12 protein-coding genes are annotated in these 15,834 nt (G+C 60.1%); 1 reads left to right on the plus strand and 11 read right to left on the minus strand.

Going from position 1 to position 15,834, the window contains the following annotated elements; translation table 11 throughout:
* Window positions 1-204 precede the first annotated feature (204 nt).
* A complete protein-coding gene (locus J4E42_RS05160) occupies window positions 205-5,487 on the plus strand; it encodes a dermonecrotic toxin domain-containing protein (protein WP_207284748.1) in 5,283 nt (1,760 codons plus the stop codon).
* 54 nt (window positions 5,488-5,541) lie between these two features.
* On the opposite strand, the gene ureC is transcribed toward J4E42_RS05160, so the two are convergent.
* The 11 genes from ureC to urtA form a co-directional block, all read right to left on the minus strand.
* Complete coding sequence (ureC, locus tag J4E42_RS05165; protein WP_207284749.1) at window positions 5,542-7,242, minus strand: urease subunit alpha; 1,701 nt, start codon at window positions 7,240-7,242, stop codon at window positions 5,542-5,544.
* A gap of 168 nt (window positions 7,243-7,410) precedes the next feature.
* Window positions 7,411-7,716: an urease subunit beta gene (locus tag J4E42_RS05170; RefSeq protein ID WP_008038692.1), complete on the minus strand. Its 306-nt coding sequence runs from the start codon at window positions 7,714-7,716 to the stop codon at window positions 7,411-7,413.
* Window positions 7,716-8,249, minus strand: coding sequence for a GNAT family N-acetyltransferase (locus tag J4E42_RS05175; protein WP_008031197.1), 534 nt, complete (start codon window positions 8,247-8,249; stop codon window positions 7,716-7,718). The genes J4E42_RS05170 and J4E42_RS05175 overlap by 1 nt, the downstream gene beginning before the upstream one ends.
* Before the next feature lie 6 nt (window positions 8,250-8,255).
* Window positions 8,256-8,789, minus strand: a complete 534-nt coding sequence (locus J4E42_RS05180) for a GNAT family N-acetyltransferase (RefSeq protein ID WP_008038694.1) — start codon at window positions 8,787-8,789, stop codon at window positions 8,256-8,258.
* A 9-nt stretch (window positions 8,790-8,798) separates the two neighbouring features.
* The gene (gene ureA, locus J4E42_RS05185) at window positions 8,799-9,101 is read right to left on the minus strand and encodes an urease subunit gamma (RefSeq protein ID WP_007907366.1); all 303 of its coding nucleotides are present in this window, start codon (window positions 9,099-9,101) and stop codon (window positions 8,799-8,801) included.
* A gap of 158 nt (window positions 9,102-9,259) precedes the next feature.
* Window positions 9,260-10,099: an urease accessory protein UreD gene (locus tag J4E42_RS05190; protein ID WP_207284750.1), complete on the minus strand. Its 840-nt coding sequence runs from the start codon at window positions 10,097-10,099 to the stop codon at window positions 9,260-9,262.
* Between the two features lie 30 nt (window positions 10,100-10,129).
* Entirely contained in the window at window positions 10,130-10,828 is a 699-nt protein-coding gene (gene urtE, locus J4E42_RS05195) for an urea ABC transporter ATP-binding subunit UrtE (protein ID WP_008031204.1), read from the minus strand.
* 136 nt (window positions 10,829-10,964) lie between these two features.
* Window positions 10,965-11,834 carry an urea ABC transporter ATP-binding protein UrtD gene (gene urtD / locus J4E42_RS05200; protein WP_207284751.1) on the minus strand — a complete coding sequence of 290 codons (870 nt, stop codon included), beginning with the start codon at window positions 11,832-11,834 and terminating at the stop codon, window positions 10,965-10,967.
* Window positions 11,831-12,910, minus strand: coding sequence for an urea ABC transporter permease subunit UrtC (gene urtC, locus J4E42_RS05205; RefSeq protein WP_207284752.1), 1,080 nt, complete (start codon window positions 12,908-12,910; stop codon window positions 11,831-11,833). The genes urtD and urtC overlap by 4 nt, the downstream gene beginning before the upstream one ends.
* On the minus strand, window positions 12,910-14,406 hold the full coding sequence (urtB, locus tag J4E42_RS05210) for an urea ABC transporter permease subunit UrtB (RefSeq protein ID WP_207284753.1): 1,497 nt from the start codon (window positions 14,404-14,406) through the stop codon (window positions 12,910-12,912). Before urtB ends, urtC begins: the two co-directional genes overlap by 1 nt.
* A gap of 131 nt (window positions 14,407-14,537) precedes the next feature.
* Window positions 14,538-15,803, minus strand: a complete 1,266-nt coding sequence (gene urtA, locus J4E42_RS05215; RefSeq protein ID WP_008031211.1) for an urea ABC transporter substrate-binding protein — start codon at window positions 15,801-15,803, stop codon at window positions 14,538-14,540.
* Between the last annotated feature and the right edge of the window lie 31 nt (window positions 15,804-15,834).

Below are 15,834 nucleotides of genomic sequence, written 5' to 3' on the forward strand. Positions count from 1 at the left end.
TAGCCCCTTTGGCACCCCCTAAAAACTACCACTGCGCCGGCGACCATTCTTTAGTGGCCCCAGGGTGCTAATTAAATATTTTTTAGATCCTGAAATTAAATGCATTGTTGGGCTGGCGCGGTTTTTCAAGTGGTTTTTTAAGCTTTTGTTTTTAATCGCACTCAATAGTCTGGTGGTTCTTTTCATCGCATAAGGATTTGCGAAATGAACGAACTATCGGACGCTCCGGCGTTGCAAGTTATTACCGGGCATGGAAGAAGCAAAGACAATGTTCATCATGATTATTTGCTGGGCAAACTGCCTTCGCCGCTAAAAGACGCACCTGTTTCACGACTGCTTACGATGGCCGATTCGACCGTGGAATTTGCGCAGTGGTATTTGAATGCACGCGCCATCGACCGTCAGTACCTCAAGCAACTGACGGATGAGCGCTGGCGCCTTCAGGTCCCGTTGGACGACGTGTTGGAGAATGTACAGCGGGACATTCTTGCCTTTGCCGAACCTTTGCTCGTTAAAGCATTAAAGGACCAGCTGAATCTGGATCTGGACGTCAATGCGACGCTCATTCGCCTGTACATCCCGGCAAAACTGGGCTTTGGCATTGATACCAATGCCAGTCGGCTCAGGCAATCGACGTTGCTGGAAGCGGCGCTACACAATTTCGAGGCGCCTGAAACGCAGGCCGGCGCGTTTCGCGATGGCTCCGGCATCTTCACCCGGGACCACGAAAACGAGTTACAGCGGCATGCGCTGACGGTCGAACAATTCGCGGCCCTGTGCCGGACGCTTGATATCGGCGCGCACTATCAGCGTCACATCAAGGCAGCACTGATGCCCGAAGATATCGCGGCCAAGGCAATAATCGAGCGGCACTGCATGGCCAGTGAAAAAGCCATCTTCAACGAATCTGCGCTGATTGCGTATTTGAAAAACGACATCAGTTCCTATGGCTACGGGAAACTTCAGCAAATTCGTGACAATGAAAAAGGCATTGCGTGGAATCATCGTCCTTTGCAATGCCATCGACTTTCGTTAATGGGCTTCAGGTTGTCCGGCATCCTGTTGTTCAGTGCAGTGGCAGACCCCACTGAAGTTAAAAGAATTTACGACAGTCTGGTTCCCCGGCACCAACGCACACTGATGGAATGGTCCAGACGTCTGATGCTGCTACCGGGCCAGGAGTTTGAGCAGTTCGAATTACTCGAGGCGTTTTTCGCCAATGGCCCCAACGGTCTTGTCGACGCCACTTTGCAAAGGGAAGATGGTTTTCAACAAAGCCGTCTCGACGGGACGTTGATCGTTTATGTCCCGGATGATCCTGACCACCCCTTCAAAGAGTATGCGTCCCTAACGGACTTCATGAAGGCGCTGACGAGCCAGTTGCGCTCGCCGGACTATCAACAGTTTTTCAGCCGATTCGTGGCACAAAAAGACCATGGCAAATTCTTTGCCCGGGTTCGCGAGCGTTTCACCACGTTCACCTGGACGCAACGTGAGCCGCTGGACATGGGGCCGTGGTGGCGAGAGACCGCGGTTGAAAACGCCAACGCAGAGCCCATCACCAACATCATTACTGGCGATATTTGGCCGCAAATCGGTCGCTGGCGCAGGGATAAGGCGATTGCGGATGCGCGGCACATCGCGGTGCCGACCGACGATGAAGACGCGACCACTCGCTGGAATCGGTTGACCAGCTATCTGAGCATCGGCTGGAACGTGTTCAACTTCGGCTCCATGTTGGTTCCCGGGCTGGGCGAAGCGATGCTGGCGGTCATGGTCGGGCAGATGCTGTTCGAAACCATGGAAGGTATCGAGGCGTGGAGCAAGGGTGACAGGGACGAAGCGGCGGCCCATCTGACCGGTGTCATGATCAATTTCGCGCAACTGGCAATCATGGCGGCGGGGCATGTTTTGCCCGCCGGTGCGGCGGCGTCGGTCAAACCGTCGGCGTTTATCGATCGGTTGCAAAAGGTTGAGTTGCCTGACGGCAAGACGCGCCTTTGGAAGCCGGACCTGTCGCCCTACGCCCATGACCTGACGTTGCCGAAAACGGTGACGCCAGGTGAGCAGGGGCTGTTCCGGCACAGCGAAAAAACCATCCTGAAGCATGAAAACAAATACTTCGAAGTCAGAAACGACCCACTCACGGGCCAGCCACGCCTGCAACATCCGGATCGGCCGCAGGCGTATCAACCCACACTCGAACACGACGGTGCCGGTGTGTGGAAGACCGAGCTCGACCGACCCGTCGAGTGGGGCAAAATCACGCTCATGCGGCGTCTGGGGTTGGCGGTTGAGGATTTGTCCGAGGCCACGTTGGAGCAGATTCGTATCGCCAGCGGTGTCGAAGAAGACCTGTTGCGACGGCTGCATGTCGTCAACGAACCACCGCCCGCGCTGCTGACCGACACGATCGAACGCTTCAAGACCTGGGCTGATGTGCAAAAGCTGCCCGGGCAGATAGTGCTCGATGAGGTTCCCGAAGCGTTCATCGAGCAGGTGCCCCGTTTGCTGGTGGAGCTGCCGGGCTGGTCTGAGCAAAAAAGCATCGAGCTTTTTGGCGGCGCCGGACAGTCGGGCCGCTCGATCAAGTACGGCAATCTCGACGCATCGCCGGCCAATACGCTGAGGATAAGTCGTGCCGAGGTCGGTGCCGGAAAACTTCCGGAGCTGGCTGTGAAGTTTGTCAATGAAGCCGACATTCATTCGTTGTTCGGACAGAGTATTTCCACAGACGAGCGTATCCGCATCGACGCCTTGAAAAACAGGCTCGCGGGGCGGGCAGGCAGTCATCCGGGACCTTTGTTTGACGCGCTCAATCGCCGTTTGCAGCAGACAGACAATCGGCAAGTGCGGGTGCTCCAGGACGCCTTCAGCAACCTCCCGACGGTGATCGCCCGTGAGTTGCTGGCCGACATCGAACCGCAGGACTTGCTCAATATCACCGAGTCTTCGCGCATTCCCTTGCCGCTCAGAGAACGCACGCGGCTGGCCTTGCGCACGTTACGCGCCGCACGTGCTTACGAAGGTCTTTACCTCGATGCCGCGTACGGTGTCGATAGCGAGCGATTGGCGTTGCATTCGTTGCAAGCGTTGCCCGACTGGCCCGCAAACGTGCGGATCGAAATCCGCGAATACTCATTCGACGGACCACTGCGCGACAGTGTGGGCCCGGCAGATGCCGCCGTTCGCAGAATCCTTGTCAGCGAGGACGGTCAGTACCAGGCCCGCGATGCCGATGATCTTCACCTGCATGGGGCCGATGACCTCTACGCTTCGGTGTTGCATGCCCTGCCTGATACTGAGCGGAACGCGTTGGGGTACCAGATCAATCAAGGCGCGACGCTCAAGCACGCCGTTCAAAAAACGCCATTGCCACGGGACAGGTTCAACGCGCTTCTGGCGGATAACCCTGTTCGAAAACCTGCGTACGATCCAGCCACGATGCGTCTGCGTGGCGGCATGCGCGGGATGGCCCAAGGTCTGCGTCGAGTTCAGGGGCAAGTAACGCCGCAAGAGCGGGTCCGCGTCGTTCGCCCAGGATGGACGGAGGCCGAAGCTCAGTCCTATCTGCAAGCGGGGGACAGCGACGTCAGTCTTGAGCAGAGGGCGAGTGCCCTGGAAGAGGAGTTCAATCGGCTCAATGCCAACTTCCAACGCTGGCTGAAATCACCGACCGAAGCATTCCGCTTCACGCCCGCCGGCATCGCCGAATGGCAGTCCAGAAACGCGGTGTACAAAGCGGTCAGGGAATGTTGGCAGCACACCGGCTTGCGCGATGTGGACTCGTACGGCGAGTTGCGAGGCTTCGTGCTCGACCTTGAGAACCTGCCGCTGGGGGGGCGTCTGCGCACCATGCCCACACTGGAGGGCAACTTCGATCACGTCACCCGCTTCAATCTGACCCTGACCGAATTGACCGACGCGCAGGTTTCCTTGCTCGATCATTTTCCGCGATTGCGCTCGCTCAACATCAACGGCAATTCGCTCACCCGGTTTCCTCGTGCCATCGGCCGCATGCGTGCGCTGACGGAGCTGAACCTGCGAGCAAACCGCATTGTCCTGGATGCACAAGGCGTCGCGGACTTGCGCAACCTGACGCGGCTTCAGATCCTGGACCTGCACAGCAATCCCCTCGGCCAGGTTCCGGATATTGGCAGCATGCGCATGTTGCATACGCTGATCCTGGCCGACACCGGCATTCGGAGCTGGCCGGACGGGTTATTCGCGCAGCCGCGGTTCCGGCATTTTTACCTGGACATGCAGCGCAACGAAATCACCTACGTGCCCATGGTCACGAGAGGCTCCGTTCAGGCGGAATTGCTGGCGCGCACGGTGTTGAGCCGGGAAACGGATTTTTTGCCGGCCTTCAATCTGCAGACGCTCAGGGAGTACATCGCGTCCGTCGGCATGGACCCCGATCGACCCTATCCACCTCGCGGCGTGCGCGACAGTCTGGACTGGGAAACCGGCATGACCCGGCCGGAATGGGTGGCCAAACAGGAGGTGTGGAACAGCGTCGAGGACGAGATCGGTTCGGTCGGTTTTTTCAACGAGATTCGCAAACTCACTGAATCGGGGCATTTCAAGCACGACCTCGGGTTTCGGGTCGACATGACCGCCAAGGTCTGGCGAATGCTCGATGCGATGTCGAAAAATACCGAACTGCGGCAAAAACTCTTCACCCTGACCACCGTGCCCACGGCGTGTGTCGATGCCGGCGCGCAGCTGTTCAACGCCATGGGGATGGAGGTGCTGATTCATGAGGCCTATGAACTGGCCAATCCCGCGCTGGTGGAGGGTGAGTTGGTGTCGCTGGCGCAGGGCAAGTCACGTCTGGATGAGCTGAGCAGGATTGCCCGCAAAACGATTTCCGAGCGTGAGGCGATGGGTGAGGAATTCAGGCGCGTCAATGCGACGGGCGAGGTCACCGGCACGATTGATGAGGTTGAAGTTCACCTGGCATTCATGACGGATCTTGCCGACCGGTTGGACCTGCCCTGGCAGTCGCGAAAAATGCAGTTCAGAAAAATCGCCGGCGTCACGAACGCGATGATCGAAGATGCATTCCATCGTGTACTGAACCTTGAGGCGGGTGAATTGCTCGACGATTTGCTGATCGAGCAGCCGTTCTGGTCATCCTATGTCGAGGGTTCCAACCGGGGGGTTATCAAAGGTTTCAGACGCCGGATTGAAGCCACGATCGAGTTCTACTCAGCGCTTGAAAAACGAGCAACCGACACAACGCTTTCCCTTGAGCAAAAGGCTCGCTTGAAGGAAGAGCTCAGGGTGCTCGGCGCTGAGTTGAACAAACCGGAAAGTGAGTTTGCGCCGGGACGGGTCATGACCGAAGCGGAATACGCCGCCGAACTGGAAGTCATCGACGAAGACAAGAAAGCCTTTATCAAAACGTTCACACGCCAGGCAATCGAACGGGCAAAACTGCAACGGGTAGAAATCCCTTTCGCCGTACAGCCGAACAGTTGATCGCTTCTGTTTTACACCGGAGCCAGGCACGCCAGGCTCCGGTGATTTGGCCGATTAAAACAGGAAGTAACGCTGGGCCATCGGCAGTACATCCGCTGGCTCGCACCAAAGCAGAACGCCGTCGGCCTTGACCTGATACGTCTGTGGGTCGACATCGATACTCGGCAGGTAGTCGTTGTGGATCAAGTCGGTTTTCTGCACATCGCGGCAACCTTTGACCACAGCGATTTTCTTCTTCAAGCCCAGTGCTTCGGGAAGTCCTGCCTCCTGCGCCGCCTGGCTGATGAACGTCAGGCTGGTGGCGTGCAACGAGCCGCCGTAGCTGGCGAACATCGGGCGGTAGTGCACCGGTTGCGGCGTCGGAATCGAGGCGTTGGCATCACCCATCAGGCTGGCCGCAATGGCCCCGCCCTTGAGGATCAATGTTGGTTTGACCCCGAAAAACGCGGGGCGCCACAGCACCAGATCCGCCCACTTACCAACTTCGACCGAGCCCACTTCATGGCTGATGCCGTGGGTGATCGCCGGGTTGATGGTGTACTTGGCGATGTAGCGTTTGGCGCGGAAGTTGTCGTTGCCTTGGCCATCCCCCGGCAGTGGGCCGCGCTGTTTTTTCATCTTGTCGGCGGTCTGCCACGTGCGGGTAATCACTTCACCGACGCGGCCCATGGCCTGGCTGTCGGAGCTGATCATCGAGAACGCGCCGAGGTCGTGGAGGATGTCTTCGGCGGCAATCGTTTCGCGGCGGATGCGGCTTTCGGCGAAGGCCACGTCTTCGGCAATGCTCGGGTCCAGGTGATGGCAGACCATCAGCATGTCGAGGTGTTCGTCGATGGTGTTGCGGGTGAAGGGCCGGGTCGGGTTAGTCGAGCTTGGCAACACGTTGGTAAAACCGCAGGCCTTGATGATGTCCGGTGCGTGACCGCCGCCCGCGCCTTCGGTGTGGTAAGTGTGGATGGTGCGGCCCTTGAAGGCGGCGAGGGTGGTCTCGACGAAACCGGATTCGTTGAGGGTGTCGGTGTGAATCGCCACCTGCACGTCGTACTGATCGGCCACCGTCAGGCAGTTGTCGATACTCGCCGGGGTGGTGCCCCAGTCTTCGTGCAACTTGAGGCCGATGGCGCCGGCCTTGACCTGCTCGATCAGCGGCTCCGGCAGGCTGGCGTTGCCTTTGCCGGTCAGGCCGATGTTCATCGGGAACGCATCCGCCGCTTGAAGCATCCGCGCCAGGTGCCATGGGCCGGAGGTGCAAGTGGTGGCGTTGGTGCCGGTGGCCGGGCCGGTGCCGCCGCCGATCATGGTGGTCACGCCGCTCATCAGCGCCTCTTCGATCTGCTGCGGGCAGATGAAGTGGATGTGGGTGTCGATGCCGCCGGCGGTGAGGATCATGCCTTCGCCGGCGATCACTTCAGTGCTGGCGCCGATGGCGATGGTGACGTTCGGCTGCACGTCCGGGTTGCCGGCCTTGCCGATGCCTGCCACGCGCCCGTCCTTGAGGCCGACGTCGGCCTTGACGATGCCCCAGTGGTCGATGATCAGCGCGTTGGTGATCACCGTGTCGACGACTTCGGCGGCCAGCAGCTGGCTTTGGCCCTGGCCGTCGCGGATGACTTTGCCGCCGCCGAATTTCACTTCTTCGCCGTAGGTGGTGAAGTCTTTTTCCACCTCGATCCACAGCTCGGTGTCGGCCAGACGGACCTTGTCACCGACGGTGGGGCCGAACATGTCGGCGTAGGCTTGACGGGAAATCTTCATTCGTTCGCCTTGAGATTCAATTGGATTCGAGATCGCTCGCGGTGCTCGCTATCGCCGGCAAGCCGGCTCCTACAAAGGAATCGCATCCGCCGCAGAATGTGGGGTGGAATGCGATCCCCTGTAGGAGCTGGCTTGCCAGCGATGGGGCCAGTGCAAACGACGTATTACTTACAGGTCACCCATGACCCGCCCGGCAAACCCGAATACCCGGCGATGCCCGGCCAGGTCAACCAGCTCGACCTCGCGGCTCTGCCCCGGTTCGAAGCGCACGGCAGTGCCGGCGGGGATGTTCAGGCGCATGCCGCGACTGGCGGCGCGGTCGAAGGTCAGGGCGTCGTTGGTTTCGAAAAAATGGTAGTGCGAGCCGACCTGGATCGGCCGGTCGCCGCTGTTGGCCACTTTCAGGCTGACGGTGCGGCGGCCGACGTTGAGTTCGATGTCGCCGGGCTGGATCTGGAATTCACCGGGAATCATCAATGGGCTCCTTGGAGAATCTTGTAGTAGAGGGCGGTCGGCTTGTAACGACCGCTCGGGTCGCAGGCGTAGTCGGGGATTTCTCCCGCACGGGTGTAGCCCAGAGCCTTGTAGAAATCCTCGGCCGGGGAACCGGCTTCGGTGTCGAGGTAAAGCATGCCGCGCTTGTGCTGGAGCGCGGCCTGTTCCAGGGCGCTCATTAATTGTTGGCCCAACCCACGGCGGCGCGCGTGTTCACGCACCAGCAGCTTCTGCACTTCGGCGCGGTTCAGGCCGTTGGCCTTCTGGCACAAGGTCAGTTGCACACTGGCCTGCACTTGCTCGTCCTTGACCACCACCCACAGCAGCACGTTGCCCTTGTTCAGCTCCTCTTGAACGCCATCGAACCAGGCGCGTGCCTGTGTGGCATCCAGATCGGCCATGAACCCGACACTGGCGCCATAGCTGACAGCGTCGAGCAGCAGATCAATCAAACCCTGACGATAGTGCGCAAAGCTTTCAACATTGACGCGGCGCAGTTGGGCGGCGTTCATCGGGCATTACTCCTTGTTGGCGGGCGGCGGCTCCGCGCCAGGATTGAGGGTCAGTTGCATGAAGGTCAGGTCCAGCCAGCGGCCGAACTTGGTGCCCACCTGCGGCATCTGCCCGGTGGTCACGAAGCCGACGCGTTCATGCAGGCGGATGGAAGCGGCATTGCCGCTTTCGATGGCAGCGACCATCACATGCTTGTCGCAGCCTTTGGCACGCTCGATCAACACGTCCATCAATTGCGGACCCAGTCCATTGCCGCGTTGATCGCTGCGTACGTAGACCGAGTGCTCGACGGTGTGGCGGAAACCGTCGAACGGTCGCCAGTCACCGAATGAAGCGTAGCCGAGTACGTTGTTATCGCCGTCGACGATCACCAGGATCGGATAGCCCTGGGCTTGCCGGGTGCTGAACCAGGCCTGGCGGTTGCCCAGGTCCACGGCCTGTTCGTTCCAGATCGCCGTGGTGTTGAGCACGGCGTCGTTGTAGATGTCGCGGATCGCCGGCAGATCGGCGTGCACCGCATCGCGGATGTGGTAAGTCATGGCACGGCCTCAGGCGATGGGTTGGTGGACGGTGACCAGTTTGGTCCCGTCGGGGAAGGTGGCTTCGACCTGGATCTCCGGGATCATTTCCGGGATGCCTTCCATCACTTGTTCGCGGCTGAGCAGGGTGGTGCCGAAGTGCATCAGCTCGGCCACCGTCTGGCCGTCACGCGCGCCTTCGAGCAGCGCTGCGGAGATGTAGGCCATGGCTTCCGGGTAGTTGAGTTTCACGCCGCGCGCCAAACGCCGCTCGGCCACGAGGCCGGCGGTGAAGATCAGCAGCTTGTCTTTTTCGCGTGGGGTCAGGTCCATCGTTTGGAATCCATAATCGGCAGATTAAAAAAATTCGACTCTGTAAATACATAACCCTGTAGGAGCCGGCTTGCCGGCGATGGCGTCCTTTCAGTCGATAAATATGTCGACTGATCCACCGCTATCGCCGGCAAGCCGGCTCCTACAGGGGATTGTGTTCAGGTGCTCCATATTCTGGGTGGGACGGCTTCTCGACCGAGCAACGCAGGCCTGAGCAATCGCCACAAATCAATCAACCAGCCTCGCGCCAACAGCGCCTCGCTGGCCAGGCACCGAGCTACCAACAGGCCCGGCAACTGGGTCAAATCCCCGCGTACGTCATTGGGCAGCGAGCGACAGGTTTCCAGCAGTTCACTGTCAATCTCCCCCGTCACCAACAACGTCGCAAACACCGGTTGCCCATCCAGGCCAATCGGCGAATCGAGCAACCCGTCATCCCCGACAATGCGCTGGCGTTCGTGCCAGAGCAACTGGCCGTCGCGGCGGATATCCAGCTGCGCCTGAAAATGCCCGAGGTCAAAGCGCTCGCCACTGGCCGGACGACCCAGTGCCACCACGTCCCAGTAAAACAACCGCGCATCACCTTCCAGATCAATGGATGTGTTGAGTTCTGCCTGGGCGGCGCTGAAGATAATCGTCTCTTGTGGTAACCACTCCAGTGTCGCGCCGTTGGCCACTTTCAGATCAAGTGTCTGATAAGCCGGCCCTGCCGCGCGATACCACTTGGCCGCGCCGGGGCTGGTGATTTGTGCCCACGCATCGCGGCCAACGCTGGCGCTGATGTCCAGCCGATCACCGCCGGCAATCCCACCGGGCGGATGCACGATGATGTGCTGGCAAACCTCGGGCCCTTCGGCGTACAGATGCTTTTGCACCCGCAGCGGCCCTTTATGCCGACGCTGAACCGGGCGTGTACTGTCGCCGAATCGGGCGTAGCCCAGTTCCAGCTCGGCGTGCCAGCTAGGCGTGAACAGCGTTGTGTGGGCAGGTAAATTCATGATGTCTAATTATCGTTAGGACGCTACAGATTAGATCGTAACCAAGCCACGCACACCCTCGGCTTCCATATTTTCGCCGCGACCCTGCTGCACGATCTCGCCGCGGGACATCACCAGGTATTGATCGGCCAGTTCAGCGGCGAAATCGTAGAACTGCTCCACCAGCAGAATCGCCATGTCGCCGCGTGCCGCAAGCTTCTTGATGACCGCGCCGATCTCCTTGATCACCGACGGCTGGATGCCCTCGGTCGGCTCGTCGAGGATCAGCAGCCGAGGACGGCTGGCCAGCGCCCGGCCGATTGCCAGTTGCTGCTGTTGGCCACCAGACAGGTCACCGCCGCGTCGTTGCTTCATTTGCAGCAACACCGGGAAGAGCTCGTAGATGAACGCCGGGACTTCTTTCGCTTCGCTGCCCGGAAACCGCGACAGGCCCATCAGCAGGTTTTCCTCCACCGTCAGCCGACCGAAAATCTCCCGGCCCTGAGGCACGTAAGCGATCCCGGCATGCACCCGCTGGTGTGGCTTGAACGTGGTGATCGGTTTGCCTTCCCAGTTCACCGCGCCTTCTTTGGCCGGCAGCAAACCCATCAGGCATTTGAGCAGCGTGGTCTTGCCCACACCGTTGCGCCCGAGCAGGCAGGTGACTTCACCGACCTTCACGTCAAACGTCAGGCCGCGCAGGATGTGGCTACCGCCGTAGTACTGGTGCAGCTTGTCGACTTGCAGCATTTCTGAAATCTCCTCAATCCCTGTAGGCGCGAGCGGTGCGGCGATCCGACTTGCCCGCGAAGGGGACCTCAAGGCCGCCAAAAGCTTCGCGGGCAAGCCTCGCTCCTACAAAAAGCAAATAAGCGAAAAGCCACAATCAGCGACCTAGGTACACCTCGATCACCCGCTCGTTATCCTGCACCTGCTCCAGCGACCCTTCGGCCAGCACGCTGCCCTGGTGCAACACGGTGACGTGGTCGGCAATCGAGCCGACAAACCCCATGTCGTGTTCCACCACCATCAGCGAATGCTTGCCCGCCAGGCTCTTGAACAGCTCGGCAGTGAACTCGGTTTCGGCATCGGTCATGCCCGCCACAGGCTCGTCGAGCAGCAGTAATTGCGGGTCTTGCATCAACAACATGCCGATCTCCAGGAACTGCTTCTGCCCGTGGGACAACAAGCCTGCCGGGCGATTGACCGAGGTGGTCAGGCGAATGGTTTCCAGCACTTCGCTGATGCGATCTTTCTGTTCGCCACTCAGGCGAGCCCGCAGGCTGGCCCACACCGACTTGTCGGTTTTCTGCGCCAGTTCGAGGTTTTCAAACACGCTCAGCGCTTCAAACACCGTCGGCTTCTGAAACTTGCGCCCGATGCCGGCCTGAGCAATTTGCACTTCGCTCATCTGCGTCAGATCGAGGGTTTCACCGAACCAGGCTTTGCCATGGCTGGGGCGCGTCTTGCCGGTGATCACGTCCATCAGCGTGGTCTTGCCCGCGCCATTGGGACCGATGATGCAGCGCAATTCGCCGACGCCGATGTACAGGTTCAAATCGTTCAGTGCCCTGAAACCATCGAAGCTGACGCTGATGTCTTCCAGGGTCAGGATGGTGCCGTGGCGGGTATTCAGGCCGGGGCCGACGCGTTGCCCGAGGCCGATGGCGTCGCGGCTGGTGCCGGCGTCCTTGTTCGGCTGCGGTGGATAGAAAGCCGGCTCGAGCATGAATTCAGCCGTCGCAGTCACTCTCATTGGTCACTCCTTTTCTTCAGCAGGCCGATCACGCCTTTGGGCAGGTACAAGGTCACGACGATGAACAGCGCGCCGAGGAAGAACAGCCAGTATTCGGGGAACGCCACGGTGAACCAGCTTTTCATGCCGTTGACCACGCCGGCACCGAGCAACGGACCGATCAGCGTGCCGCGACCACCGAGTGCGACCCAGACGGCGGCCTCGATGGAGTTGGTCGGTGACATTTCGCTCGGGTTGATGATGCCGACTTGCGGCACGTACAGCGCGCCCGCCAGACCGCACAGCACGGCGCTCAAGACCCAGACAAACAGCTTGAAACCGCGTGGATCGTAACCGCAGAACATCAGGCGGTTTTCTGCATCGCGCAGGGCGGTCAGCACTCGGCCAAATTTGCTTTGCGCCAGTCGCCAGCCGATAAACAGGCTCGCCACCAGCAACACCACCGTGGCGAAAAACAACACCGCGCGCGTCCCCGGTTCGGTGATGCCAAAGCCAAGAATGGTGCGGAAGTTGGTGAAGCCGTTATTGCCGCCAAACCCGGTTTCGTTGCGGAAGAACAGCAGCATCCCGGCGAAGGTCAGGGCCTGGGTCATGATCGAGAAATACACGCCTTTGATCCGCGAACGGAAGGCAAAGAAGCCGAACACCAACGCCAACAAACCCGGCGCCAACACCACCAGACACATCGACCAGAGGAAGCTGCTGGTGCCGGTCCAGTACCACGGCAATTCGGTCCACGACAGGAAGGTCATGAACGCCGGCAAGGCATCGCCCGAGGCCTGGCGCATCAGGTACATGCCCATCGCGTAACCGCCGAGGGCGAAGAACAGACCGTGACCGAGGGACAGCAGACCGGCGTAACCCCAGACCAGATCGAGGGCGAGGGCGACGATGGCGTAGCAAAGAATCTTGCCCACCAGGGTCAGCGTGTAAGCCGAGACATGGAAGGCGCTGTCTGGCGACAACAGCGACAGCAGCGGCAACGTCAACAGCAAAACAAGGATCACCGCACCGACGGCAATCGTCACTTTGGGGCCGGCCTTTTGGCTGGCCGTGAGCATCAGGGGCTGGTTCATCAGTCGATCACCCGTCCTTTCAGTGCGAAGAGGCCTTGCGGACGTTTCTGGATGAACAGAATGATCAGCGCGAGGATCAGGATCTTGCCGAGTACGGCGCCGATCTGCGGTTCGAGAATCTTGTTGGCGATGCCCAGCCCGAACGCGGCGAGCACGCTACCGGCCAACTGCCCGACGCCGCCGAGCACCACCACCAGGAACGAGTCGATGATGTAGCTCTGGCCGAGGTCCGGGCCGACGTTGCCGATCTGACTCAGCGCCACGCCGCCAAGGCCGGCGATGCCCGAGCCGAGGCCGAAGGCGAGCATGTCCACACGCCCGGTCGGCACGCCGCAGCAGGCGGCCATGTTGCGGTTCTGCGTGACGGCGCGCACGTTCAGGCCCAGGCGTGTCTTGTTCAACAGCAGCCAGGTCAGCACCACCACAAACAGGGCGAAGGCGATGATCACGATGCGGTTGTACGGCAGCACCAGGTTCGGCAACACCTGGATCCCGCCCGACAACCACGCCGGGTTGGCCACTTCGACGTTCTGCGCGCCGAACACCAATCGAACAAGCTGGATCAGCATCAGGCTGATACCCCACGTGGCGAGCAGGGTCTCCAGTGGGCGGCCGTAGAGGTGGCGAATCACTGTGCGTTCCAGCGCCATGCCAATCGCCGCCGTGACGAAAAACGCCACCGGCAACGCGATCAATGGGTAGAACTCGATGGCTTGCGGGGCAAAGCGCTGGAACAGCAACTGCACGACGTAGGTCGAGTAGGCGCCGAGCATCAGCATCTCACCGTGGGCCATGTTGATCACGCCGAGCAGGCCGAACGTGATCGCCAGCCCGAGCGCCGCAAGCAGCAAGATCGAACCGAGGGACATGCCGCTGAAGGCCTGACCGAGCATCTCGCCGATCAGCAGTTTGCGTTTGACTTGGGCCAGACTGGTTTCGGCAGCCGTGCGCACATTGGCGTCGGCTTCGACACCCGGCTCCAGCAAACTCTCCAGTCGAGTGCGAGCCAGTGGATCGCCGGTTTCACCGAGCAGGCGCACAGCGGCAAGGCGTACGGCCGGGTCGGTGTCCACCAGTTGCAGGTTGGCCAGCGCGAGGCTGAGCGCGGCGTGAACATTTTCGTCGTGTTCGCCAGCCAGTTGCTGGTCGAGGAATTTCAGCTGCGCCGGTTTTGCGCTTTTCTGCAATTGCTGCGCGGCGGCCAGACGGGTTTTGGCGTCGGTGGCGAGCAATTGATGGCTGGCCAGTGCGGTGTCGATCAGACCCCGCAGGCGATTGTTCAGGCGCAAGGTTTTCGGTTGGCCGTCGACCGTCAACTCGCCTTGTTGCAGGGCGTTGATCAGTTCGATTCGGGCCGGGTCGGGCTGCGCGGCCCAGGCTTCCAGCAGTTTTGCTTGCTGCACAGGGTTGGCGGCGACGAAGTCTTCGGCGTCGCCGGCATGGGCTGCCATCGGCAATAGCAGCGCGAGGGCAAGAAATAGACGATAAAGGGACATGGCAACGTCCTGAAAGGCGATGAGGAACCTTGTAGGAGCGAGGCTTGCCCGCGAAGGGGACCTCACGGCCGCTAAAAGCTTCGCGGGCAAGCCTCGCTCCTACAGGTTTCGTGTGAGTGCAGTCAGGTGCCTCAGTTGCTCTTCACCGCATACTCCGGCTTCTTGTCGTTGCCAGGAATGAACGGGCTCCACGGCTGGGCACGGATTGGCCCCTCTGTCTGCCACACCACGTTGAACTGACCGTCCGCCTGGATCTCGCCGATCATCACCGGCTTGTGCAGGTGGTGGTTGGTCTTGTCCATGGTCAGGGTGTAACCGGACGGCGCAGCAAAGGTCTGGCCAGCGAGGGCTTCGCGGACTTTGTCGACGTCGGTGGACTTGGCTTTTTCCGCTGCTTGCGCCCACATGTGGATGCCGACGTAGGTGGCTTCCATCGGGTCGTTGGTCACCGCTTTGTCGGCGCCCGGCAGGTTGTGTTTCTTCGCGTAGGCTTTCCAGTCGGCGACGAATTTCTTGTTCGCCGGGTTCTCCACCGACTCAAAGTAGTTCCACGCCGCGAGGTTGCCCACCAGCGGTTTGGTGTCGATGCCGCGCAGTTCTTCTTCACCGACCGAGAACGCCACGACCGGAACATCGGTGGCTTTCAGGCCCTGGTTGGCCAGCTCTTTATAGAACGGCACGTTGGAGTCGCCGTTGACGGTGGAGATGACCGCAGTCTTGCCACCGGCCGAGAATTTTTTGATATTGGCGACGATGGTTTGATAGTCGCTGTGACCGAACGGGGTGTAGACCTCTTCGATGTCCTTGTCGGCCACACCTTTGGAGTGCAGGAACGAACGCAGGATCTTGTTGGTGGTGCGCGGGTAGACGTAGTCAGTGCCGAGCAGGAAGTAGCGCTTGGCGGCGCCGCCTTCTTCGCTCATCAAGTATTCCACGGCCGGGATCGCCTGTTGGTTCGGCGCGGCGCCGGTGTAGAACACGTTCGGCGACATCTCTTCGCCTTCGTACTGCACCGGGTAGAACAGCAGGCCATTGAGCTCTTCGAACACCGGCAGCACCGATTTACGCGACACCGAGGTCCAGCAACCGAACACCACGGCGACCTTGTCCTGGGTTAGCAACTGACGACCCTTTTCTGCGAACAGCGGCCAGTTCGACGCCGGGTCGACCACCACCGGTTCCAGCATCTTGCCGTTCACGCCGCCCTTGGCGTTGATCTCGTCGATGGTCATCAACGCCATGTCTTTGAGGGACGTTTCGGAGATCGCCATGGTGCCGGACAACGAATGCAGAATACCGACCTTGATGGTCTCGGCGGCCTGGACAGTCCAGGTCATGCCCATCGCGGCAATGCTTGCCGTGAGTGTAAAAGCCTTGATCAAGCTGCGACGCTTCATTGTGCGATCTCCATGAACTTATGAGTTTTCT

This window comes from Pseudomonas sp. FW300-N2A2 (assembly GCF_017351735.1).
Lineage (GTDB): Bacteria > Pseudomonadota > Gammaproteobacteria > Pseudomonadales > Pseudomonadaceae > Aquipseudomonas > Aquipseudomonas migulae.